25 protein-coding genes are annotated in these 23,536 nt (G+C 55.1%); 12 read left to right on the top strand and 13 right to left on the bottom strand.

Annotation, left to right across the window (positions count from 1 at the left end; genetic code table 11):
* The first annotated feature begins 40 nt into the window (after nucleotides 1-40).
* The gene (locus tag ACNT1W_RS16310) at nucleotides 41-1,048 is read left to right on the top strand and encodes a glycosyltransferase (protein WP_041418587.1); all 1,008 of its coding nucleotides are present in this window, start codon (nucleotides 41-43) and stop codon (nucleotides 1,046-1,048) included.
* Nucleotides 1,049-1,111: 63 nt separating this feature from the next.
* Nucleotides 1,112-1,357: a YoaH family protein gene (locus ACNT1W_RS16305; protein WP_012145530.1), complete on the top strand. Its 246-nt coding sequence runs from the start codon at nucleotides 1,112-1,114 to the stop codon at nucleotides 1,355-1,357.
* Nucleotides 1,358-1,390: 33 nt separating this feature from the next.
* Here the strand turns inward: ACNT1W_RS16305 and purT are convergent, their stop codons facing one another.
* Nucleotides 1,391-2,569 carry a formate-dependent phosphoribosylglycinamide formyltransferase gene (gene purT / locus ACNT1W_RS16300; RefSeq protein WP_419245850.1) on the bottom strand — a complete coding sequence of 393 codons (1,179 nt, stop codon included), beginning with the start codon at nucleotides 2,567-2,569 and terminating at the stop codon, nucleotides 1,391-1,393.
* 241 nt (nucleotides 2,570-2,810) lie between these two features.
* Between purT and dbpA the strand changes: the two genes are divergently transcribed.
* The 4 genes from dbpA (at nucleotide 2,811) to yebF (ending at nucleotide 5,383) form a co-directional block, all read left to right on the top strand.
* On the top strand, nucleotides 2,811-4,193 hold the full coding sequence (gene dbpA, locus ACNT1W_RS16295) for an ATP-dependent RNA helicase DbpA (RefSeq protein WP_012145528.1): 1,383 nt from the start codon (nucleotides 2,811-2,813) through the stop codon (nucleotides 4,191-4,193).
* A gap of 88 nt (nucleotides 4,194-4,281) precedes the next feature.
* A complete protein-coding gene (locus ACNT1W_RS16290; protein ID WP_017893104.1) occupies nucleotides 4,282-4,605 on the top strand; it encodes a YebG family protein in 324 nt (107 codons plus the stop codon).
* A 39-nt stretch (nucleotides 4,606-4,644) separates the two neighbouring features.
* Nucleotides 4,645-4,953, top strand: coding sequence for a N(4)-acetylcytidine aminohydrolase (gene yqfB, locus ACNT1W_RS16285; RefSeq protein ID WP_012145526.1), 309 nt, complete (start codon nucleotides 4,645-4,647; stop codon nucleotides 4,951-4,953).
* A 70-nt stretch (nucleotides 4,954-5,023) separates the two neighbouring features.
* A complete protein-coding gene (gene yebF / locus ACNT1W_RS16280) occupies nucleotides 5,024-5,383 on the top strand; it encodes a protein YebF (RefSeq protein ID WP_261278349.1) in 360 nt (119 codons plus the stop codon).
* A 94-nt stretch (nucleotides 5,384-5,477) separates the two neighbouring features.
* On the opposite strand, the gene ACNT1W_RS16275 is transcribed toward yebF, so the two are convergent.
* From ACNT1W_RS16275 to mdtH, 5 genes are all read right to left on the bottom strand, one after another.
* Nucleotides 5,478-6,041, bottom strand: coding sequence for a lipoprotein (locus ACNT1W_RS16275; RefSeq protein WP_012145524.1), 564 nt, complete (start codon nucleotides 6,039-6,041; stop codon nucleotides 5,478-5,480).
* A 138-nt stretch (nucleotides 6,042-6,179) separates the two neighbouring features.
* The gene (locus ACNT1W_RS16270) at nucleotides 6,180-7,820 is read right to left on the bottom strand and encodes an ABC1 kinase family protein (RefSeq protein ID WP_115184467.1); all 1,641 of its coding nucleotides are present in this window, start codon (nucleotides 7,818-7,820) and stop codon (nucleotides 6,180-6,182) included.
* Nucleotides 7,821-7,848: 28 nt separating this feature from the next.
* Nucleotides 7,849-8,496 (bottom strand): glutaredoxin 2, encoded by a 648-nt coding sequence (gene grxB, locus ACNT1W_RS16265; RefSeq protein ID WP_419245849.1) that lies wholly within the window; start codon nucleotides 8,494-8,496, stop codon nucleotides 7,849-7,851.
* Nucleotides 8,497-8,625: 129 nt separating this feature from the next.
* Nucleotides 8,626-8,874, bottom strand: coding sequence for a hypothetical protein (locus ACNT1W_RS16260; RefSeq protein WP_012145521.1), 249 nt, complete (start codon nucleotides 8,872-8,874; stop codon nucleotides 8,626-8,628).
* A gap of 85 nt (nucleotides 8,875-8,959) precedes the next feature.
* The gene (mdtH, locus tag ACNT1W_RS16255) at nucleotides 8,960-10,165 is read right to left on the bottom strand and encodes a multidrug efflux MFS transporter MdtH (RefSeq protein WP_017893099.1); all 1,206 of its coding nucleotides are present in this window, start codon (nucleotides 10,163-10,165) and stop codon (nucleotides 8,960-8,962) included.
* Nucleotides 10,166-10,510: 345 nt separating this feature from the next.
* Here mdtH and rimJ point away from each other — a divergent pair, with 345 nt between their 5' ends.
* The 4 genes from rimJ (at nucleotide 10,511) to murJ (ending at nucleotide 14,320) form a co-directional block, all read left to right on the top strand.
* Nucleotides 10,511-11,095, top strand: a complete 585-nt coding sequence (gene rimJ / locus ACNT1W_RS16250) for a ribosomal protein S5-alanine N-acetyltransferase (RefSeq protein ID WP_012145519.1) — start codon at nucleotides 10,511-10,513, stop codon at nucleotides 11,093-11,095.
* 9 nt (nucleotides 11,096-11,104) lie between these two features.
* On the top strand, nucleotides 11,105-11,749 hold the full coding sequence (locus tag ACNT1W_RS16245; RefSeq protein WP_419245848.1) for a YceH family protein: 645 nt from the start codon (nucleotides 11,105-11,107) through the stop codon (nucleotides 11,747-11,749).
* Complete coding sequence (locus ACNT1W_RS16240; RefSeq protein ID WP_419245847.1) at nucleotides 11,742-12,662, top strand: Gfo/Idh/MocA family protein; 921 nt, start codon at nucleotides 11,742-11,744, stop codon at nucleotides 12,660-12,662. Before ACNT1W_RS16245 ends, ACNT1W_RS16240 begins: the two co-directional genes overlap by 8 nt.
* A gap of 122 nt (nucleotides 12,663-12,784) precedes the next feature.
* Nucleotides 12,785-14,320: a murein biosynthesis integral membrane protein MurJ gene (murJ, locus tag ACNT1W_RS16235; protein WP_012145516.1), complete on the top strand. Its 1,536-nt coding sequence runs from the start codon at nucleotides 12,785-12,787 to the stop codon at nucleotides 14,318-14,320.
* A gap of 73 nt (nucleotides 14,321-14,393) precedes the next feature.
* Here the strand turns inward: murJ and argS are convergent, their stop codons facing one another.
* Nucleotides 14,394-16,124 carry an arginine--tRNA ligase gene (argS, locus tag ACNT1W_RS16230; RefSeq protein WP_112363967.1) on the bottom strand — a complete coding sequence of 577 codons (1,731 nt, stop codon included), beginning with the start codon at nucleotides 16,122-16,124 and terminating at the stop codon, nucleotides 14,394-14,396.
* 901 nt (nucleotides 16,125-17,025) lie between these two features.
* Here argS and ACNT1W_RS16225 point away from each other — a divergent pair.
* Entirely contained in the window at nucleotides 17,026-17,589 is a 564-nt protein-coding gene (locus ACNT1W_RS16225; protein WP_012145514.1) for a VOC family protein, read from the top strand.
* Here the strand turns inward: ACNT1W_RS16225 and ACNT1W_RS16220 are convergent.
* Entirely contained in the window at nucleotides 17,586-18,737 is a 1,152-nt protein-coding gene (locus ACNT1W_RS16220) for a MalY/PatB family protein (protein ID WP_419245846.1), read from the bottom strand. The two genes, ACNT1W_RS16225 and ACNT1W_RS16220, sit on opposite strands and share 4 nt — an antisense overlap.
* A gap of 101 nt (nucleotides 18,738-18,838) precedes the next feature.
* Between ACNT1W_RS16220 and cutC the strand changes: the two genes are divergently transcribed.
* Nucleotides 18,839-19,597, top strand: coding sequence for a copper homeostasis protein CutC (gene cutC, locus ACNT1W_RS16215; RefSeq protein ID WP_017893093.1), 759 nt, complete (start codon nucleotides 18,839-18,841; stop codon nucleotides 19,595-19,597).
* A 79-nt stretch (nucleotides 19,598-19,676) separates the two neighbouring features.
* Here cutC and cmoB read toward each other — a convergent pair whose 3' ends face one another.
* The 5 genes from cmoB to ACNT1W_RS16190 form a co-directional block, all read right to left on the bottom strand.
* The gene (cmoB, locus tag ACNT1W_RS16210) at nucleotides 19,677-20,648 is read right to left on the bottom strand and encodes a tRNA 5-methoxyuridine(34)/uridine 5-oxyacetic acid(34) synthase CmoB (RefSeq protein ID WP_259189628.1); all 972 of its coding nucleotides are present in this window, start codon (nucleotides 20,646-20,648) and stop codon (nucleotides 19,677-19,679) included.
* Complete coding sequence (cmoA, locus tag ACNT1W_RS16205; RefSeq protein WP_012145510.1) at nucleotides 20,645-21,388, bottom strand: carboxy-S-adenosyl-L-methionine synthase CmoA; 744 nt, start codon at nucleotides 21,386-21,388, stop codon at nucleotides 20,645-20,647. Before cmoA ends, cmoB begins: the two co-directional genes overlap by 4 nt.
* Before the next feature lie 102 nt (nucleotides 21,389-21,490).
* Complete coding sequence (locus ACNT1W_RS16200) at nucleotides 21,491-21,886, bottom strand: MAPEG family protein (RefSeq protein WP_012145509.1); 396 nt, start codon at nucleotides 21,884-21,886, stop codon at nucleotides 21,491-21,493.
* A 102-nt stretch (nucleotides 21,887-21,988) separates the two neighbouring features.
* A complete protein-coding gene (locus ACNT1W_RS16195; protein WP_419245845.1) occupies nucleotides 21,989-22,804 on the bottom strand; it encodes a DUF72 domain-containing protein in 816 nt (271 codons plus the stop codon).
* Between the two features lie 74 nt (nucleotides 22,805-22,878).
* Complete coding sequence (locus tag ACNT1W_RS16190; RefSeq protein ID WP_261128569.1) at nucleotides 22,879-23,457, bottom strand: hydrolase; 579 nt, start codon at nucleotides 23,455-23,457, stop codon at nucleotides 22,879-22,881.
* Nucleotides 23,458-23,536: the final 79 nt, after the last annotated feature.

Raw genomic sequence — 23,536 nt, 5'->3', positions numbered from 1 at the left:
ATAGAAATATTCATTCGTTACTTTTTGCGAAGAGCTGCCTATGCCCCTAATGCTGAGTGTTATTGTCCCGTTGCACAACGTGGGCGAACTGTTTGAGCCGTTTCTGGCATCACTGCTGGCCCAGAACGAACGTCGGTTGGAAGTGATCATCGTTAATGATGGTTCCACCGACGGCTCGGGTGATATCGCCCACCGCTATGCGCAGCAACACACGCATATTACCGTGATTGATCAGCTTAATGCGGGGGTGTCCTGCGCCCGTAATGCCGGGTTGGCGGTTGCCAGGGGGAAATATGTGGCATTCCCCGATGCCGATGACTTACTGGCTCCGGAAATGTATTCAACGCTGATTGAATTAGCCGAACAAAACCAATTGGATGTCATGCAGTGTAACGGTGAGCGTTATTTCACCGACCAGGATGAATTGCAGCCGATTATTCCGCTAAAGCGATTAGGTGATACCGATGTTATTAGCGGCGTGCAATGGCTGGAGCGTGCGTTAGAATCAAGAAAGTTTATTCATGTGGTCTGGCTGGCGGTATATCGTCTTGATTTTATTAAGCAGCACCGGTTGTATTTCGAACCGGGTTTGCACCATCAGGATATTCCCTGGACTACTGAAGTGATGTTTAATGCCCAGCGGGTGAAATACCTTGGCAAAGCGCTGTATCGCCAACGGGTGCACGGCCAGTCGATCAGTAACCGCCGCCGTACGGGCAAGGCAAACGTCGAGTATCAGCGCCATTACATGAAAATTGTAGCCATGCTGGTGGCGTTGAATCGGCGTTATGCCGATAAAATTGCCATCCGCCCGGCTTTCCACTGGCAGATTACCCGTGAAGCCTTGGGCATTTGCCACAGCATCCGTCGTGAGCCAGAGCTGGCGGCCCAGTGCCGTATCACCGATGAGTTCTTTCAGCTTGGCATCGATCGGGCGATGGTTGATAACGCGCGCGGCCTCAAACAGGGATGGCACGTTATTCTCTGGCTTCACCGCCTGAAGCAGTGGCGACATGGCGATCCTTGTTCACTGCCGGCGGCCGAATAACAGACGTTGGGATCCGTCGGTTTAAGGCGTATACTCAGCCTCCATTTTGCCGGAGAGAAACACATGCTTGCAGGTATGCCGTCACTGAGTCATCTAGAGCAGCAGGAAGCTGCAGATCGTATCCATCTGTTGATGGAACAAGGCATGAGCAGTGGTGAAGCCATCGCGCGCGTCGCGCAGGAAATCCGCGAAAAACATCAGGGTGATCAGGTTAGCGTCATGTTTGATGACGAAGACGACGATGAAGAGTATCAGGAACGGCCGGATGACCAGGCTGATGACGACTCGGAAGAAGACGAAAACTATTGATGTTGTCGGGGCCGGCAAACCGGCCCCAAAGCATTAACCTTCAATCACCACCGCAGCTGCGGCCCGTTTGGCCGATTCCACCGGCAGCGCTACATTTTCTGCCGTAGCCAGCGCGACCCCCATCCGACGTTGACCGTTAATTTCCGGCTTGCCGAACAAACGCAGTTGATTGTGGCCGACCAGCGCGCGATCCAGCCCACTAAAGCGCAGGTCACCGCTGATTAGCTGTGGCAGGATCACCGCCGAAGCAGAAGGGCCAAATTGGCGAATGGCGCCAATCGGCAGACCGAGGAAAGCGCGAACGTGTAGCGCAAATTCGGACAGATCTTGTGAAATCAGAGTCACCATGCCGGTATCGTGCGGGCGCGGTGAAACCTCGCTGAAGATCACTTCATCGCCACAAACAAACAATTCAACGCCGAACAGGCCAAAACCGCCCAGCGCCTTCACCACATTTTCTGCAATCGCCTGTGCGCGGCTTAGCGCCAGGTCACTCATCTGCTGCGGTTGCCACGATTCGCGGTAATCGCCGTCCTCCTGACGATGGCCGATCGGCGCACAGAAATGCACACCGTCGACAGCGCTGATGGTCAGCAGGGTGATTTCAAAATCAAATTTTACCAGCCCTTCAACAATCACCCGGCCACCACCGGCGCGACCGCCTTGCTGGGCATAATCCCAGGCGGTTTTCAACTGTTCCGGGCTGCGGATCAGACTTTGGCCCTTGCCGGAAGAGCTCATCACCGGCTTGATAATGCACGGGTAGCCAATTTCGTCGACCGCCTGGCGGAAAGCGGTTTCGCCGTCGGCAAAACGGTAACTGGAGGTTGGCAGGCCAAGGGTTTCCGCCGCCAGACGGCGGATGCCTTCGCGGTTCATCGTCAGGCGAGTTGCCTCGGCGCAGGGCACCACGCGGTGTCCTTGCTGTTCCAGTTCAACCAGCATGCTGGTGGCGATGGCCTCGATCTCAGGCACGATATAGTCAGGACGTTCCTGCTCAATCACGGCCTTCAGCGCGTTGCCATCGAGCATGTTAATCACGTGGCTGCGATGCGCCACATGCATGGCAGGGGCGTCGGCATAGCGATCTACGGCGATGACTTCGAGGCCCAAACGCTGGCATTCGATAGCAACTTCTTTACCCAGCTCGCCGGAGCCGAGCAACATAACGCGGGTGGCGGACGGGCGCAGGGCGGTTCCAATAGTTAACATAGTCTCGTACCTGGATCTGTGGAGTGTAATGCGGTCGGATAATGGCCCGGCAGTATATACGAAAACGTTTGCGTATGCAGCCGGAGGCTATTGAACTGCCGATGTGTTGGCCAAAAGCCGCAGTTGGCGGCTTTTTTTATGCGTGAAATCCGTAATCCACCCTATCTCTGTTATCATCTGCGGCTGATTCGGTGCTGCCCTGAGCGCGCCGCCATTCCATTTGCCATAAAGAGTTATCGCCGTGAGCACAGTATCTTTTTCTTCCCTGCCGCTGCCAGCCGAACAGTTGGCCAACCTCAACGAACTGGGGTATGCCGAAATGACACCGGTGCAGGCCGCCGCACTGCCCGCCATCCTGAATGGGCAGGACGTACGTGCCAAAGCAAAAACCGGCAGCGGTAAAACGGCGGCGTTCGGCATCGGTCTGCTGGACAAAATTAACGTAGCTCAGGTGGCCGCGCAGGCGCTGATCCTGTGCCCGACGCGTGAGCTGGCTGACCAGGTGAGCAAAGAATTGCGCCGTTTGGCGCGCTTCACCCAGAACATTAAAATTTTGACCCTGTGCGGCGGCCAGCCGATGGGGCCGCAGCTTGACTCGCTGGTACATGCCCCCCATATCGTGGTGGGGACGCCGGGGCGCATTCAGGAACACCTGCGCAAGAAAACGCTGGTACTGGATGAACTGAAAGTGCTGGTGCTGGACGAAGCTGACCGCATGTTGGATATGGGTTTCGCCGATGACATCGATGATGTGATCAGTTACACGCCGCCGCAGCGCCAAACGCTGCTGTTCTCGGCAACCTATCCGAGCGGTATCGAACGCATCAGCGCCCGCGTGCAGCGCAGCCCGTTAAATGTGGAAGTGGACGACGGTGAAGAACAAACCACCATCGAACAACGCTTCTATGAAACCACCCGCGATCAGCGTCCGGCGGTGCTGGTGTCGGCAATCCGCCATTACCAACCTTCTTCCTGCGTGGTGTTCTGCAACACCAAGCGCGACTGTCAGAGCGTGTATGAAGCGTTGGAGTCTCGCGGCATCAACGTGCTGGCGCTACATGGCGATCTGGAACAACGCGATCGTGACCAGGTGCTGGTGCGTTTTGCCAACCGCAGTTGCCGGGTGCTGGTGGCAACCGACGTTGCCGCACGCGGCCTGGATATCAAAGAGCTGGAGCTGGTAGTTAACTACGAGCTGGCATTTGATCCGGAAGTGCACGTTCACCGCATTGGCCGTACCGGCCGTGCCGGTTTGAGCGGCAAGGCGATCAGCCTGTGCACACCGCAGGAAATGACGCGCGCACATGCCATTGAAGACTATTTGCAAACCAAGGTTAAGTGGGCACCGGTATCTGAGCTGAGCGGGGCGGGGAATACCACGCTGGAAGCCGAAATGGTCACCCTGTGCATCGACGGTGGTCGCAAGGCCAAAATCCGTCCAGGCGACATTCTCGGCGCATTGACCGGCGATGCCGGGCTGACGGCGGCGGAAGTGGGCAAGATCGACATGTTCCCGGTACATGCCTATGTGGCGATCCGCAAGGAAAGCGCCCGCAAGGCACTGCAACAGCTTCAGCAGGGCAAAATCAAGGGTAAGAACTGCAAGGTGCGGTTGTTGAAATAAGTCGCGTCAGGGGTGCGCTTGCATCCCTGCGTAAAATCACCTTATACTGTATAAAAATACAGTATTCTAACCTTTGAGGAATGCACACATGGCCGTTGAAGTTAAATATGTGGTGGTGAGAAACGGTGAGGAAAAGATGACTTTCGCAACCAAGAAAGAAGCCGACGCTTACGACAAAATGCTGGATCTGGCAGATAGCCTCGGTGAATGGCTGCAGCAGTCACCCCTGACCCTGGATGATGAGCAGCGTGAAGGGCTGAGCTTCTTCCTGGCGGAGAATAAAGACGTGCTGGGGCAAATTCTGCGCGGCGCTGGGCCGACAGAAGCGCCTAAGAAATCCGCCAAAGTGAAAACGGAAAAACCTGTCGCTACCACTAAAGAGGGATCTGCGTCAGAAAAGCAGGCAGCATAATGACTTATGTTGCGGCAATGTGATGAAAAAGGATCTAGAATGAGCCGTGAAATAACTTTCTTCAGCCGCTTTGAGCAAGATATTTTGGCCGGGCGCAAGACCATTACCATTCGGGATGCCAGTGAATCCCACTTTCAACCCGGTGAGGTATTGCGCGTTAGCCGCAATGAAGACAACGTCTTTTTCTGCCAGATTGAAGTGCTGTCAGTCACGCCGGTGCGCCTGGACGGGTTAACCGAGCAGCATGCCCGGCAGGAAAACATGTCACTCGGCGAACTGAAGCAGGTGATCAAGGAAATCTATCCGGGGCTGGATGAGCTGTTTGTCATCACCTTCGCCAAACGCTGATCTGTCGCCAGGCCAGTTGTGAGCCAAGGGCCAATGCCTGCGGATAGCGTTAATCACAACTGGAGGGAATATGAAAACAACGGGACTGAGTTTGGCGGTAGCGCTGTTGGCCATGGTGGGGTTAACCACCTCGGTGCAGGCACAGGAGCAACGTAGCGCCAAAGTCGCGCAATGCGCGGGTCTGCAACCGGCAGACGTTGCCGCTCAGGTGAAACGCGATTTTCTGCAAAACCGTATCACACGCTGGGAATCGGATAAAAAACTGCTGGGCACGGCCACCCCGATCGCCTGGATCAGCCCGGAAGCCATTACCGGTAAAGATGCCGTCTGGCAGGTCCCTTTGACGGTTCGCGGTACCAAACAGGATAAAACCTATCATGTTATCCTGGACTGCAACGCCGGCAAGATCACCTACAGCGAACCACAGTAGTAGCGCAAGTTTCAGGCGGTGCTGCGTATAGCTTGCCCAACTGAAAAAACTCAGCCCGCCTTATCAGCGGGCTTTTTGTTTTAAACCGTCGGCCTTAGTCGGTGAACGGGATCACTAATTCACCCGGTTTCACTTCCAGTCCTTTCGCCAGTTTCTTGGCCATCGCCTCGGTTTTACTGTTATCCGGGTTCAGCACGTAGGCCGGCTTTTGGTCGAAGTAGGATTTCAGCGACTGATTCAGGTAAGGCGTCAGCGCCTTCATCACCGTCTGCATTTTCTCTGGCTGCACGCTATAGTCGGTCAATTCCATATCCTTCAGGAATACCGCACCTTGCTCGCGGTCATAGACCGGCTGTGCCTTCAGCGTCAGCTTCAGATCCGCAGTCTGCGGGCCAAGGATCGAGGTAATGTTCACTTTCGCATCGCCGGAAAGGGTGACCTTGCCAGGTTCACTGCGGCCGATTTGGCTCTGCAACTGCGTCAGCACGATATTGGCGTCCAGTAATCCCGGCACGCCGATCTGCTTCTGGTAATCGTTATGCTTTTGCAGGTAGTCGTTCACTTCCTGCTCGCTAAGTGTGTATTGGGTCAGTTGGTTGCAGCCGACCAATGCGCCAACAAATGCCAGGGCTGCCACACCCATTAGGATCTTTTTCATAAGTACTCACGTGTTGGGGGCGTAGCTATCTGCCCCGATTGACATGGCCGCAGTATACCGCGGCCCTTCCGAAACATGGGATAATATTGATAATGCGCGGAAAACTTGTCACGACCTATCGGATAACGCCGAAACTGTTCAGCGCCGCAAACGCAATGCCAGCAACAGTACTCCCCCCAGACAGGCTAACCCGCCCAATGCCGGAAACAGCGGAATGCCCCACAACCGCACCGAGGATTGCATCAGATAGGGCGCCAGGCCCAGCGTGAAGGCGGCGGTCACTATGGCAATGGCCAGCGTGACGGCAGCACGTTCCAGCGCTTTGCTTAACTGACTGATGTTCTTGAGGTTGATATCGGCGCTGATTTGCCCGCGTTTTAGTCGGCGCATCAGCAGACGCAGGGTCTGCGGAAGTTCTTCGCCCGCATCCAGCGCTTCACCGCCTAGCGCCAGCATCCGCCGACGCACCGCTTCAGGGGTGTAACGCTGCAGCATCACCTGTTGCAGCATGGGTTTCAGGGTGGCGATGATGTCGAAATTGGGATCCAACCGGTGCAACACGCCGTCTGCGGTGATTAACGCCTTGAACAGCAACACCAGATCCGGTGGCAGCGCCAACTGATGTTCACGCGCCATCACCAGCAGATCGGTCAATGCCTTACCCAGCGTCAGGGTTGCCGAAGCCTGCTTATCGAGAAAGTTTTGCGCCGCCAGTTCCAAATCCAGCAGATCCAAAGGATCGCTGTCCGACCAGGCGATCAAGGTATTGACGATACCGCCGGACTCCCGCTCGGCAATCGCCTGCAGCAACAGCAGTAACTGATTGCGCCGCCGTTCGGAAAGTTGGCCGACCATACCGAAATCGATAAAGCCGACGCGATTATCCGCTAACGCCATCAGATTACCCGGGTGCGGATCGGCGTGATAAAGCCGGTGCTCCAGCACCATTTTCATAAAGGCCTGTGCGCCGCGCTGTGCGAGAAGTGGGCCATCAAAACCGGCGGTTGCCAATTGCTGTGGATTTTCCGGCGCGATGCCGGGCAGAAACTCCTGCACCAGCAGACGTTTTGACGACCATTGCCAGTAAATTTTCGGTATTACTACCTCGGGCTGTTGAGCAAATTGCTGAGCCACCCGTTCACAGTTATTGCCTTCGTGAGTCAGGTCCAGCTCATGATTAAGCGCGGTTGCCAGCGCTCGTACCATCTGACGTGGCCGATAGCGGGCCAGCGCCGGGCTTTGTTGTTCCACGGTTTCCGCCAGATAGGCCAGCAGGCGCAAATCGGCGTGAATGGTTTTTGCCAGACCGGGGCGTAATACCTTGATCACCACGGCTTCACCGCTGTGCAAACGGGCGCGATAAATCTGTGCCATCGATGCGGCGGCCAGTGGGGCTTGATCAAACTCGGCGAACAGGTGGTGTGGGTCACCGCCCAAATCGGCGGTAATCTGCGGTGCCAGTTCGCTCCAGGCCAGGGTTGTCGCCTGGCTGTGCAGGCGATCCAGTTCGTCGGTCCAGCTTGAGTCCAACAGGTCTGAGCGGGTAGCCAGGATCTGGCCGAATTTGACAAAGGTTGGCCCCAGCGCTTCCAGTGCGGCACGCAAGCGTTGTGGCAAGGTTTGGTTATCTTGCGGTTCACCGCCGCCTTCACCGCCGCTTAGCAGGGTGCTCAGGCCCAGCAGGCGAATGACATCCTGTAGGCCGTAGCGGATCAGCACCGCGGATATTTCTTTCAGCCTCGCCCGATCGCGGGCGGTAACCAGCACCATTTTCAACATTTGCGTGCTATATCCTTATTGCGGGGGATCACTGTTCCATATCGAACAGCAGTGGAATATCACTGCGCTGCGCCATCCGGTTACGATAGGCATCGATGTTATCCGGCAGCGTAAGCCCGGCGACGATCGACAGCGAACGCAGCAGTGGGAACAGGTGAATATCGTCTTCCGACAGGGTACCGTTCACGGCATCAGGGGCGGCTATCAGCCCGGAAAGCACCTGGAGATCGGCTTCCAGCTGAGCGATCAGATCGGCGCTGTCGGCAAGGTGCGTGGAGAAGTCACCGATTGAAGCCTGCTTTTTGTCGGTAAAATACTGGCGCGCTCCTGCTGTGGCGAACTCTTCGAAATCCGCGTTGGCGAAGCGTGGCAGCAGCAAGTTGAGGCTGTAGCTACCGACCCGTTGTAGCCATTCGGCGATCGCCGGGTTGGTTTTACCGGTCAGCAGGGGGTTACCGTCGAGTTGGTCGACGTAATGCACGATATCCATGCTTTCCGGCAGGTAACTGCCGTCGTCTTTTTGCAGAATGGGGGCCATTTTCTTGCCAATCATGCCGATCGGCGTCGCTTCATCATCGTTGAGCAGAGTGACCAGGCGGACGGGCAGATTTTTCAGGCCAAAAATCATACGGGCTTTAACGCAGAATGGGCAATGATCGTAGATAAACAGTTTCATGCTTGCTCCGGTTGTCAGGTTTTAACAGCAATAGTTATCACAGCATACTGAGGCTGTCGCGAAGAGTTCTTGTTGGAAGGTGCGTTATTGTTGAATGGCCCGCGCAAAGTACGCGGGCCAAAGCAGGCGTTATTTTTTGGTTGGAACGGAATTGATCACTTCTATCAGGTGGATACGCGCCTCTTCCAGATCGATTTTATCCCGTTCGTTGCTGGCGTTGACTATCTGCAACTGTTTGATGATGTCGCTCTTCAGGTTGGCATCTCCAGCAATGATATGGGCCAGTGCTTTTTCTACCAGAGTTGAGCGCGCGTACAGCATGCGCAGGTTCAGTACCATGTGCTCCAGTAACTGCGGTAATTTTGATTCATCGGTCATCGCCAACTTCTCCTGTTTATGTTTTTACTATCAGGATAGCAGCTATGGGAAATTCGGCTGATTTTCTGGCAACTTAGAGAAAAAATTAGCCTCCGGGGGCAACTGCCGGTGCGCTGCTGCGCGGGTTGAACTGCCAGTAAAGTGCAAACAGGGTAATAAAGCCTACGATACCCAGCAGTATCCACGGCAGTTCCGGCATATTCAGCGAGTGGCCGGTGTCGTACATCCAGCCGCCGCCGGTGTAACCCAGTGCGCCGCCCAATGCCAGCCCCAGGCGGCTGAACCCCATGTAACTGCCGCGTGCGCGGGGATCGGCCAGCGAGGCGCTGAGGGTTTCACGCGCCGGTTCGGCGATAATGGAACCGAGATAGAAACAGCAGATCAGGGTAAAGACGCCCTGCAGGCTGGTTGCCAGGCCAACCGGCATCAGGCTGAGGGTCATCAGCAGCAGGCCGGCCATCAAGCGTTGCTCCAGCCGAAAACGTTTTTCACTCCAGCGAGCCAGTGGATACAGCAGTGACAGCGACAGCGCGGCTTCGATGGCATACATCCATTTTACCGCCGTGGGTGAACCGGCGATTTCATTGACCACGATCGGCAGCATCAGCATCACCTGTACCGACAGCATGTAGTAGCCGGTCAGCGTCAGCACGTAGGTCAGGAAACGGCGGTCGCGCAGTACGCGCATCATGCCTTCCTTCATTGGGGTGCGGACGGTAGAAATACGGTATGCCGGCAGCAGCCAGGCGTTCCAGCCCGCGGCCAACACGAAAATGCCCGCGCCGACCCAGCAAACGAAGTGGAAATCATATTGCAGCAGCCAACTGCCGATCAGGGCGCCAATCACCGCCCCGGCACTGTCCTGCATCATTAACAGAGAGTAAAAACGGCCGCGCTCATGCGGACGGGTGAGCTTAATCACCAGCGCGGTGCGCGGTGGGTCAAACAAGGTGCCACCGAGGGCGGAAAGGGCGCAGGAGAACCACAGCAGCCAGGGCTGATCGGCCATTGCCATGGTGGCGAAACCGGCCGCGCGCATCAGCATGCCAGTGACAATCATCGGTTTGGCACCAAATCGGTCGGCGATTGCTCCGCCAAAAATCCCTAATCCCTGTTGGATTAATTGCCGTAAACCCAGTGCGGCACCGACCACCACGGCTGCCCAGCCAAGCTGATCGACAAAGCGAATCGAAATAAGTGGAAAGACTACAAAAAAGCCTAAAACCACTAACAGGTTATCGAGTAATAGAAAATACTTACCCAAGCTCCGAGCTTGCGATACCAGAGACATGCTTCACCACGAGCAATTAAGGGGGAGAGGAGTGCGACCGCTCTAGTTTGTACCCATTCCCGGATTGCCGATAGGGGCGAGGAAGATAATATTTTTTTATCGTCAATACGTTACCTGCACGGCAAAACAGCACGAAAATAGCCGTAAAATGGTTAATCGCTTATTTACTGAGCTGCCGGGATTTTACCTCCGGGGCAGGCTACGGTTATATTAAATGAGGGTAAGTGCGGTTCTGCGCCGGTGTTTAAAAAATAATGGCCCAGGATAGGTTCGTCGCAGGATGAATATCCAGACGTGCGCCCAATAAATACTTCTTATCGAACCGTTCTGACCGCGGGGGAAATGATGTTTGGCTATCGCTCTGCATCACCAAAAGTACGCCTCACCACCGACCGGCTGGTTGTCCGTTTAGTTCATGAACGCGACGCCTACCGGCTGGCGGAATACTATGCCGAAAACCGAGCCTTTCTTAAGCCCTGGGAACCGGTCCGGGATGAAAGCCATTGTTATCCTTCCGGCTGGCAGGCACGGCTGGGGATGATCACCGAAATGCAAAAGCAGGGCAGCGCCTACTATTTTATCCTGCTCGATCCGGAAGAACATGAAGTGCAGGGCGTGGCGAACTTCAGCAATGTGCTGCGCGGTTCTTTCCATGCCTGTTTCCTCGGTTATTCATTGGCCGAAAAATGGCAGGGGCAAGGGCTGATGTATGAAGCGCTGCAGTCCGCAATCCGCTATATGCTGCGTCAGCAGCGAATGCATCGCATTATGGCCAACTATATGCCGCACAATCAGCGCAGCGGCGCGTTGTTGACCCGCCTGGGATTTGAACGTGAAGGTTATGCCAAGGACTATCTGCTGATCGACGGGCAGTGGCAGGATCACGTACTGACGGCATTAACCAATAAAGAATGGCTACCGCCACGCTGAGGCCAGAAAATGAAATATGAATTAAGCGCTAAAGAAGCCAGGGTGATTGGCTGTCTGCTGGAAAAGCAGGTCACTACCCCGGACCAGTATCCCCTTTCTCTCAATGGCATCCAGCTTGCCTGCAACCAGAAAACCAACCGCGAGCCGGTGATGGAACTGACGGAAAGCGAAGTGCAGCAAATTCTCGACCTGTTGCTAAAGAAACATTTTCTGCGCACCCTCAGCGGCTTCGGCAATCGAGTGGTCAAATATGAGCACCGCTTCTGTAATTCGGAGTTCGGTCAGCTAAAACTGTCTGTTGCCGAGGTAGCGGTGGTTGCCACCCTGTTGCTTCGTGGCGCGCAAACCCCCGGTGAACTGCGCACCCGCACCAACCGCATGCATGAGTTCAATGATGTCAGCGAAGTCGAGCAGGTGCTGACGAATCTGAGCGCCCGTGAGGATGGGCCTTTTGTGGTGCGTTTGGCACGTGAGCCAGGCAAACGTGAAAGCCGATTTATGCATTTGTTCTGCGGCCAGATTGACGAGGCACCGGCAGAAGCCGCATTGGAAAATGACACTGAATTGACCCAGCGAGTGAGCGTATTGGAAAGCGAAGTTGCGCAGCTTAAACAACAATTGCAGGCGTTATTGGAGCGGGGGACGCATGACTAAATTACGCGTTGGCGTCGTGGGGTTGGGCGGCATTGCGCAAAAAGCCTATTTGCCGATCCTCAGTCAGGCGGCGGACTGGACGCTGGTCGGCGGTTTTTCTCCTAACCAGCAAAAGGCGCAGCCGATTTGCGACAGCTATCGGATGGCCTGTTTTTCGGGGCTGGATACTTTGGCTCAGCAATGCGATGCCGTTTTCGTCCACAGCAGTACCGCCAGCCATTTTCAGGTGATTGGCGAATTACTGCGCTACGGCGTTCACGTCTATGTCGACAAGCCGCTGGCGGAGACGGTTGAACAAGGCGAGCAGTTAATCGCGCTGGCTGAAAAGCAGGGCAAAACGCTGATGGTGGGTTTTAACCGTCGCTTTGCGCCGTTATATCTTCAGTTGAAGCAACAGATGCAGCAACCGGCATCGATTCGCATGGACAAACACCGCGCCGACAGCGTTGGGCCAAACAGCCTGCGCTTTACCCTGCTGGACGATTATCTGCACGTGGTGGATACCGCGCTGTGGCTGGGCGGCGATGAGGGGAAATTACTCAGCGGTAGCCTGCGAGCCACGGCGGCCGGTGAGTTGATGTATGCCGAGCATCATTTTGAGTGCGGCGAAACGCTGGTGACGACCAGTATGCATCGCCGGGCCGGCAGCCAGCGCGAAAGCGTGCAGGCAGTCACCGACGGCGCGGTCTATCAGCTGAGCGATATGCGCCATTGGCTGCGAGAAGACTCACAAGGCGTGCTGGAGCAACCGACGCCAGGCTGGCAGACCACCCTGGCACAGCGCGGTTTTGACGGTGCAATCCGCCATTTCCTTGCTTGTGTCAGCAACCAGACGGTGCCGGAAACCGCCGGAGAGCAGGCAATTGCTGCTCAAAGGGTGATTGAAAAACTGCTGCGCGATGCCGGTTTATAAGGTAACCCCATGTAACATATGGCGGTAGCTATTCTGCCGCGGATGGGTAAACTTAGCCGATAGTTTTACTGACGCCTGCTGATGCAGGCGTCGACATTTACAGGGCACATCAGAAAAACCACATGAACCTACTAAAATCGTTGGCCGCCGTCAGCTCTATGACGATGTTTTCGCGGGTGCTGGGCTTTGCCCGTGACGCTATCGTGGCGCGGGTGTTTGGCGCCGGAATGGCAACAGATGCCTTTTTCGTGGCGTTCAAACTGCCCAACCTGCTGCGGCGTATTTTTGCCGAGGGCGCATTTTCTCAAGCCTTTGTGCCGATCCTGGCCGAATATAAAAGCCAGCAGGGTGAAGAGGCGACGCGTACCTTTATCTCCTACGTTTCTGGTCTGTTAACGCTGATACTGGCGTTGGTCACGGTGTTGGGGATGCTGGCTGCCCCCTGGGTTATCTATATTACCGCACCGGGTTTTGCCGATTCGCCGGACAAGTTTGCTCTGACGTCGTCGCTGCTCCGCGTGACCTTTCCCTACATTCTGCTGATTTCGCTGGCCTCGCTGGTCGGCTCGATCCTCAATACCTGGAACCGTTTTTCAATCCCGGCGTTCGCGCCGACGCTGCTAAACGTCAGCATGATCGGTTTTGCGCTGTTTGCCGCGCCTTACTTCAATCCACCGGTGATGGCGCTGGCCTGGGCGGTGGTGGTCGGTGGGGTACTGCAACTGGGTTATCAACTGCCGCATTTGAAGAAGATTGGCATGCTGGTGCTGCCGCGCATCAAACTTGGTGATGCCGGCGTATGGCGCGTGATGCGTCAGATGGGGCCGGCGATTTTTGGCGTTTCGGTTAGCCAGATTTCACTGATTATCAATACCATTTTCGCCTCGTTTCTGGTCTCGGGATCGGTTTCCTGGATGTACTATGCCGACCGTCTGATGGAGTTCCCTTCCGGGGTGTTGGGTGTGGCATTGGGCACTATTTTGTTGCCGTCGCTGGCAAAAAGTTTCTCCAGCGGTAACCACGACGAATATTCCCGACTGATGGACTGGGGGCTGCGTCTGTGCTTCCTGCTGGCGCTGCCGAGTGCTATCGCACTGGGGATCCTGGCCAAGCCGCTGACCGTTTCGTTGTTCCAGTATGGCAAGTTCAGTGCCTTTGATGCCGCCATGACTCAGCGTGCGCTGGTGGCCTATTCGGTCGGGCTGATGGGGTTGATCGTGGTGAAGGTGTTGGCGCCAGGATTCTATTCGCGTCAGGACATTAAAACACCGGTTAAAATTGCCATTATCACGCTGATTTTGACCCAGGTGATGAACCTGATGTTTATCGGCCCGCTGAAACATGCCGGGCTTTCGCTGTCGATTGGTCTCGGGGCCTGCCTTAACGCTTCGCTGTTGTACTGGCAGTTGCGTAAGCAGAAGATTTTCCACCCGCAACCGGGTTGGGCGATGTTCCTGACCAAGCTGGTGATTGCGGTGATGGTGATGTCGGTGGTGCTGGTCGGTGTGATGTGGCTAATGCCTGCCTGGGATCAGGGCAATATGCTGGAGCGCCTGCTACGACTGGCGGTCGTGGTGGTCACCGGCGTGGTGGCTTACTTTGGCGTATTGGCTGGCTTGGGCTTCCGGCCTCGCGACTTTGCACGCCGGGTGGCATAAACGGACATTGCCGTTACCAAAGCATAAAAAAAGGGTCGCCGTGGCGACCCTTTTTCGTATTCAACCCGAGAGGTTACATACGCTCGACGGTTTCGATGCCCAGCGTGTCCAGACCGGCCTTCAACGTTTTGGCGGTCAACAGTGCCAGTTTCAGGCGGCTCTGCCGCGCTTCTTCGCTGTCTGCATTGAGGATCTGGCAGTGCTCGTAGAAGCCGGAGAACAGGCCCGCGAGATCATACAGGTAGCTACACATCACGTGTGGGGTGCCTTCACGCGCCACTGTGGTGATCACTTCTTCAAACTGCAGCAGACGGGTTGCCAGCGTGATTTCACGCTCTTCGGTCATCACCAGTGGCAGGGTCAGGTTGCTTTCATCGACACCGGCGCGTTTGAACACCGAGGCAACGCGGGTATAGGCATACTGCATATAAGGTGCGGTATTGCCTTCAAACGCCAGCATGTTATCCCAGTCGAAGATGTAATCGGTAGTCCGGCTTTTTGACAGGTCGGCGTATTTCACCGCACCGATGCCAACGGCATTGGCCAGGCTTTGCATTTCTTCTGCCGGCATATCCGGGTTTTTCTCGGCGATCAGTTTGCCGGCGCGATCCACCGCTTCATCCAGCAGATCGGACAGTTTCACCGTGCCGCCTGAGCGGGTTTTGAACGGCTTGCCGTCTTTACCCAGCATCATGCCGAACATGTGGTGTTCCAGCGACAGCGAGTCCGGGATATAGCCGGCTTTACGCACGATGGTCCAGGCCTGCATCAGGTGCTGGTGCTGACGCGAGTCGATGTAATACAGCACACGATCGGCGCCCAGCGTTTCATAACGGTATTTGGCACAGGCAATATCGGTAGTGGTGTACAGGTAGCCGCCATCCTTTTTCTGGATGATGACGCCCATCGGCTCGCCGTCTTTATTCTTGTATTCATCGAGGAATACCACGGTGGCGCCTTCGCTTTCCACCGCCAGACCCTTGGCCTTGAGATCGGCAACAATCCCCGGCAGCATCGCGTTGTACAGGCTTTCACCCATCACGTCGTCTTCGGTCAGGGTGACGTTCAGACGGTTATAGGTCAGCTGGTTTTGTGCCATGGTAATGTCGACCAGCTTGCGCCACATCTTCAGACAGTACTGGTCGCCGCCTTGCAACTTCACCACATAGGCGCGAGCGCGCTCGGCAAAATCGGCGTCTTCGTCATAGTGTTTCTTCGCTTCGCGGTAGAACTGTTCCAGGTCGGACAGACCCATATCGCTGGCGTTCTCGTTCTGCATTTTTTCCAGATAGGCGATTAACATGCCGAACTGGGTGCCCCAGTCGCCAACGTGGTTAGCGCGGATCACCTTGTGGCCCAGGAACTCCTGGGTACGTGCGGCGGCGTCACCGATAATGGTGGAGCGCAGGTGGCCGACGTGCATTTCTTTCGCCACGTTGGGGGCAGAGTAGTCAATAACGATGGTCTGTTGCTTGACTGGTGCAATATCGAGTTTTGGCGCACTCAGCACGCGATCGGCTTGCTGGGCAACCCATTGGCTGTTCAGGAAAATATTGATAAAGCCGGGGCCGGCGATTTCCACTTTGCTGGCGACGTCGCCGAGGTCAAGCAGTTGCACCACTTTTTCCGCCAACTGGCGCGGCGGCATGCCGAGTTTTTTGGCGACGGACATCACGCCATTGGCCTGATAATCACCGAACTGTGCTTTTGCTGATTGACGGACCTGCGCTTCGCAATCGGCTGGCGCGCCTGCGGCAATCAGCGCCTGGCTGACTTTATCTGAAAGAAGAACCTGAATATTCACCGGGTTACCTTAATGACGAACGAGGGGCCGTATGCCATGCCCCTGCGGGATTCAAAGGTGGTTTTTTTGGCTGCGCGTCAACACGGCGGCCCACCACAAAACAGCCTGTAATTGTAACTGATTTGATGGGTTACGTCAGCAGTTGGCGCGGGAGGATTAGGTGAAAGTCTTGGTTCATTAATGCCCGCCTGCAATGAGTTGCGGTGGCAGAGTGAACGGCATACGAGAAAAACATGGATGGGATAAAATGGAATCAGCAGAACTAGTGCTTTTTGTTTCGGCGGCCGGCATCCAGCGTGTTATTGCGACGTGATTTAAAATGACGATATATCGCATAGGCAGCAATAACTACCAATAGCAAAGAAACTATTAAAAGGAACATAAGTGATTATCTCTGACTCAATTTTCACTAAAGTAGCTCAATTGATATTTCCAAGCAATTACTGTACTCGTGTTTAGGAAGATTCTCATGCTTGGTTTATTGTAAAGTCTTTAGTTAACAGGTTGTTACTGTTTGTTTTTGTATGGGGATTCATTTCCAATCGTTTTTTGCTACGTATGAATTAACTATTTCTTAAGCATTTATGAATGTTGGCAGCGCTGAATTATTTGGCTTAATAAGTTAGCAATATCTTCAGTGCTCTGGTCATAAGAAAAAGCTATAAACTTATGCCATAGCCTTTGTCAGGAATTAAAGGCTGAAAAAGCAAAATCCGCAGTGTAATAAAAAACGTGAAAATTATTCTTTCGTGCTTTTTATGTTCAGCGAATAGTCACTTTATCTTGTCGCGATTTTTGAGAGCAAAAAATATTAACTTGCCGCGTCAGCCGGGTGGCTAGCAGCACCCCAGACGTGTAAATTACACCTCCTGAAAACCGCTTCCGCAGTATCGAGGACGTTATGACCACTTTCCCGGCGATGGCCGAACTTAACGATTTAGCGCTGGATTTACCCCGCTTTGAACTGGCGTTGAGCCGGTTTGCCGAAAAGCTGCATTTGGATTTGTCCCAGTTTACGGCGGATCATATCTCGGTGCGTTGCCATCAAAACACCACGGCCGATCGCTGGCGGCAGGGGTTGCTGCAGTGTGGCTCATTGCTGTCAGAGTCGATGATCAATGGTCGTCCTATTTGCTTGTTTGATCTCCAGCAACCGCTCAAGGTCGGGCCATGGTTGATCGACTGCGTGGAGCTGCCTTATCCCGGCGATAAACGTTATCCACACGAGGGCTGGGAACATGTGGAGCTGGTGCTGAGTGGCGAACCGGCCACCTTGTATGCGCGGGCGTTGAGTCATTTGCCTGATGAAGCGTTGTTGGCACCTGGGATTAAATTGAAACAGAGTTCACCGCAGGGCGAGGGCGAACGTTTGCCTAATCCGACGCTGGCGATCACCGATGGGACTGTGACTATCAAATTTCATCCTTATTCCATCCGGGAAATCGTCGCCAGCGAGCAAGCCTAATTTGGCATCAGCGCCTGGGTCGCCAGCATCATGCGATCCAGCGCCTGACTCAGTAGTTCACGCCGACAACCGAAATTCAAACGGACGAAATGGCGGTTGCCAAAATCCAGCCCCGAACTTAACCCGACGCCAGCCTGTTCAAAAAAGGCGTGTGGGTTATCGACTGCCAGTTGGCTGCAGTCGATCCAGGCCAGATAAGTGGCTTCGATGGGCTGCAGCAACAGTCCGGGCATGGCATTAATACGCTCGGTCACCAAATCACGGTTGGCGCGCAGGTAACTTAACAGCGCGTCCAGCCAGTCTTGGCCATGCTGGTAGGCGGCCTGGGCGGCAACCAGCGCCAGTACGTCCACCTCTGGCACGATGCCGCTGCGAGCACGGGCCAGCTTCTGACGTAACTGCGGGTTGGGAACAATCGCCATCGAGGCGCCAAGACCGGCAATGTTGAAGGTTTTTGACGGCGACATCAGCGTGATACTGCGCTGGGCCGCATCTTCATTCAAAGTGGCAAAGGGGATGTGCTCACCGCCGGGCTCAAGCAGCAGGTCGCAATGAATTTCGTCCGAACAGACTGTCAGCTCATGGGCCAGGGCAAACTCATGGTGTTCCAGTAACTCCTGCCGGCGATAAACCGTACCGCCCGGATTTTGCGGGTTGCACAACAACAGTAGTTTCTCTTTGCCGCTGAGCTGCCCGGTAATGGCGCTGAAATCCAACAGCCAGCGACGGTCGTGCAACGTCAACGGCACCGGCAACTGGGTGCGTCCGGCGAATTTCGCCGCTTTGCGAAACGGGGGATAAATGGGTGACGGTGCCAGGGTGCCTTCTCCTTCGGCGGTAAAGGCACGCACGCATAAATTAAGACCGCAAACCAGACCGGGCAGGAAAATCAGCCATTCGGGGTTGATTCGCCAGCCGTAACGTTCCAGCATGCGGCGGGTAAAAACCTCAATAAGTTCGGGTGAGGGATGACTGTAGCCGAACACCGCATGGGCTACGCGCTCCTGTAATGCGTCGATGATGGCCGGCGGTGACGGGAAGTCAGTATCAGCGACCCAGAGTGGAATAATGTCGCGGTCGCGATATTTATCCCACTTAACGCTGTCACTGTGACTACGGTCTACCCATTGATCAAAATTGAATGCCATAGTTACTACCCTGTATAGGTTGATAGCTCTTTATCAGCCTAAGAGATAAATCGAAAAATTAACAATTGCCGTCGCAGGTTAGCCGTCATCTGGGGGTGACAATGATAAAACTGGAAGTTTGTTGCTATAGCGTCGATTGCGCGCTGACGGCTGAGCGGGCAGGTGCCGATCGCATAGAATTGTGCGCCAGCCCGAGTGAGGGCGGTTTGACACCCAGCTACGGCTCATTACGCCTGGCGCGCGACAGAGTCAGCGTGCCGGTGCATCCTATTATTCGTCCACGCGGTGGGGATTTTTGCTACGGTGCGGTGGATTTTGATGTGATCAAGCATGATATTGCGCAGATCCGCGATATGGGTTTTGCCGGTGTGGTGGTCGGCATGCTGGATGAAGAAGGGCATATCGACCTGCCACGCATGCGTGAAGTGATGCGCTTGAGTGGCAATATGGCGGTGACCTTTCATCGCGCGTTTGATATGTGCCAGAACCCGATGGTGGCGCTCAGTCAACTAACTCAGTTGGGCGTGGCGCGGATACTGACTTCCGGCCAGCAGCAAAATGCGGAGCTGGGTTTACCCTTGCTGCGTGACCTGCTGCAGGCCAGTCAGGGGCCGGTAATTATGGCCGGTGCCGGCGTGCGCCTGAGCAATCTGCATAAATTTGTCGATATCGGTATTCAGGAGCTGCATAGCTCATCCGGTCATGCGGTGCCTTCGACCATGCGTTATCGCAAAGCCGGCGTGACCATGTGTTCAGACAGTGAGTTTGATGAATTTAGCCATTATTGCGTGGATGGCGAAATGGTCGAAGCCATGAAAAACTCGTTGGCGCTGGTCGATCCGCTGGTGCAAAGCGCATAAAGCACGTGGCCAAAGCATTTACCGACTGACAACATCATCCCCGTTGAATGTAAATCCAGCGGGGATGATGTTTTGGGCCTTAAGGTTTCCGGGCCACCAGCACGGCACGCAGCGGGGCGGGGTAGCCTTCGATGGTTTTGCCCGGATCGTTAGGATCAAGGAACTCGGCCAGTGACTCGCTGGTCATCCAGTCGGTGCGGCGTTGCTCTTCGGTGCTGGTCACGCACATGTCGGCGATTTTCACATCGACGAAACCGCACTTCTCCAGCCAGCACTTCAGTGCTTCGGCAGATGGAATAAAATAGACGTTACGCATTTGCGCATAGCGGTCACCGGGCACCAATACCTGATTGCGGTCACCTTCTATCACCAGCGTTTCCAACACCAGTTCACCTTCACTAACCAGCTGGTTTTTCAACTGGTAGAGGTGATCCAGCGGCGAGCGGCGGTGATACAACACACCCATCGAAAATACCGTGTCGAAGGCGGCCAGTTCGGGCAGTTGCTCAATGCCGAGCGGTAGCAGATGAGCGCGCTGATCGCCGCCCAGCAGTTTACGCACCGCTTCGAACTGACACAGGAATAACTGCATCGGGTCGATGCCGACTGCCAACTGCGCACCGGCGCCAAGCATGCGCCACAGGTGATAACCGCTGCCGCAGCCGACATCAAGAATGGTGCGACCGGCCAGCGGTGAAATGTGCGGTAAAACGCGATCCCATTTCCAGTCGGAATGCCATTCGGTATCGATATCGATGCCATACAGCGAGAACGGCCCTTTACGCCACGGCATCATGGTGCGCAGCATTTTTTCGATGCCTTCCAACTGGCCTGGTGACAGAGGGGTGTCCATCTCGGCACGCACGCCGTTCAGCAAATCCAGACGGGTCGGCGTCAGTGCCGGCAGGTGTTCAACCGAATTAAACCACTGTTTGAACTTGCCGTGCAGCGACTCACGCTGCCAGGCGCTAAGCTGTGCGGGCAGGGTATCGAGCCAATGGCTGAGGTTGCCTTTTGCGATGCGTTGATAAAAATCACCAAATTCAATCATGCTGCCGCCCCCGATTTCAGGGCGATCAGTGAACCGAAGTTAAAGCACTGGAACCAGACTTCAGCGTGTTCAAAACCGGCCTGCTTCAAACGCGTCTTGTGGGCGGCCACGGAGTCGGTCAGCATGACGTTCTCCAGCATGCTGCGCTTCTGGCTGATTTCCAGTTCGCTGTAGCCGTTGGCACGTTTAAAATCGTGGTGCATGTTGAACAGCAACTCGCCGACGTCGGCATCTTCAAAACTGAATTTCTCCGACAGCACCAGTGCGCCGCCCGGACGCAGCCCGCGATAAACCTGTTCCAGCAGGCGCAGGCGGTCGGCCGGCTCCAGGAATTGCAGAGTGAAGTTCAACACCACCATCGAGGCATTTTCGATTTTGATATCGAGAATATCAGCCTCAATCACTTCTACCGGGGTGTCGGCGCGGAAGGCGTCAATATGGCGGCGGCAGCGTTCCACCATCGCCGGGGAATTGTCGACGGCAATGATGTTACAACCCGCCACCTTGATATTCCTTCGCATCGACAGCGTTGCGGCGCCCAGTGAACAGCCGAGGTCATACACCTGGCTGTCGGGCTGAACGAAACGTTCGGCCAGCATGCCAATCATCGAAATGATATTGGAATAGCCGGGAACGGAACGCTGGATCATGTCAGGGAACACTTCAGCGACGCGTTCGTCGAAGGTCCAGTCGCCCAGTTTGGCGATTGGGGCAGAAAAAAGAGTATCGCGGTTTGGCATGGCGGCAAATCAGTTCAGAATTCGAAGGCGCATATGCTAACAGAAAATGGCAAGAAAGAGCAGCGGAAGCAGGCGGCGTAACCGCCTGAGGTGGTGCGGGGATCAATGAAGGCTGAAAATAATATCCCACGGCAGATAGAAAATATTGGCCAGCACCATTAACACCAACGAAAGGTAGGTGGCAGTCATGCCGGAACGACGCCAGCGGACTTCACGATTGCGTAAACCGTAATAATGCACCAAACGGCCGGCCATCAACATCAGGCCACAAATATGGATCATCCATACTTCAGCGCCGTTCATCTCCATGATCACCAGCAAAACGGCGGCGATAGGAATGTATTCTACGGCATTGCCGTGAACGCGGATGGCGGTCTGTAGCTCGTAAAACCCGCCGTCTCCGTAAGCGACACGGTATTGCATCCTTAGCCTAACCACGTCATAAGATAGTTTGAGCAACAACAGTGCGCCGAGCACGACATAAAGCGCGCTTACCATTTTTAACTCCATTCCCTAACCAAAACTGGCAGCCAGCATCATAGCCGCCATTGCATTCACTGTCGCGAGGAAAAATCTGATGTAATTGGTCAGATTAATAGGTCAAAACAGTGCATCCTGCTCGGGCCAGTCGGGTGGGGGCGGTAAATTAGGAATAGCCTGATGCAGTTGCTGCCAGATTTTTTGGGCCTGTTGTGGGGAATCGCCGTTATCCGGCGTATGGATAAACAAGAAGGGTTGATGTTGAGCTTGCCAACTGGGCAGCTTCTGTTGCCAGGCGTCGAACCAGCGCAGGTTATCCTGTAACACATCGCCACCGATAAAACGTACCAATGGATTGTTGGCGGTGACCAGCGCGTGTACCGGCAGTTTGGGTTTTTTCTGCTGTGCATCGCGCACCGCTGTACTGTTGGGGGCGGCGTGATGTACCGGCCGGCTGTCGAGGATCACCCGGTTGATACCGCGCTGATGCAGCCCCTGATTCAGCAGTCTTTCTTCTTCCCCCTTGCCAAAGAATGCCGGGTGGCGGACTTCCACTCCGTAGGTAAACTCTTTTGGCAAGGCGTCAAAAAATTGCCACATTGCCGGTAGCTCCGCCGGGCCGAACGCGGCGGGCAATTGCAGCCACAGTTGACCGATACGTTGATGCACCGGGCTCAGGCACTGGTAAAAGGCTTGTAGATCGGCGTCACAGTTGCGTAGTGCGGCCTGATGACTGATGGTGGCGGGAAATTTGAAACAGAAGCGAAAATCATCGGTGGTCATGTCGCGCCAGCGCTGGACGATTTCCAGTTTCGGTAACGCGTAGAAGGTGGTATTACCTTCCACGCAGTTAAAGTAGCGGCTGTAATCCGCCAAATCGCGCAGCCCGATACGGTTCCAGGCCGGGTGTTGCCACTGTGGGAGTCCGATATACATCAAGCTGGCATCTTCCTTAATTATCCCTGTCAGTCAAACGCGGGCGCAGTATGCGGCGCCCCTACAACTTAACGTTACTCGCCGATGGCGGCAAGAATTTCACGGGTGCTGCGAACGCGCGCCAGACGCGGGAAGATGTTGTTGAAAGCAAACTGGTGCATTTCAGCGTTGGGTGCGCTGCACAGGTCTTCGGCGATCACCAATTCATAGCCGTGTTCCCAGGCGTCACGGGCGGTCGATTCCACGCCGATGTTGGTGGCAATGCCCCCCAGCACGATGGATTTGATGCCGCGGCGACGCAGTTGCAGCTCAAGGTCGGTACCGTAAAATGCGCCCCATTGGCGTTTGGTCACCAGGATATCGCTGTCGCTAACCGCCAGAGACTCGGGGAATTCCCACCAGTTGGCCGGCAACCCGCCTGCAGGCGCTGGGGCGGGTTGATCCACCGGCTGTTTCAGCGCTTCGGCAAAGGAATCTGACCAGCCGACACGTACCAGGACAACCGGTGCACCCAGCGAACGAAAGTGTGCTGCCAACTGTGCACCATGGGCAACCACGCTCTCGGCGCTGTGTGGTCCACCGGCATAGGGCAGAATGCCGTTTTGCAAATCAATCAAGACCAGGGCCGTGGTTTGAGCATCAAGTTTTAACATGGGAATATCTCGTTACGAGGTGGATAAAATACGCGCAGGTGAGCTGGCGTGCTAAACAGGGGTTGATTCAGGCTACGTG

This window comes from Serratia sp. NFX21 (genome assembly GCF_048517035.1).
Classification (GTDB): Bacteria; Pseudomonadota; Gammaproteobacteria; order Enterobacterales; family Enterobacteriaceae; genus Serratia; species Serratia quinivorans.
Note: the sequence above shows the minus strand (reverse complement) of the source record. Positions and strands in the feature narration are given on the sequence as shown.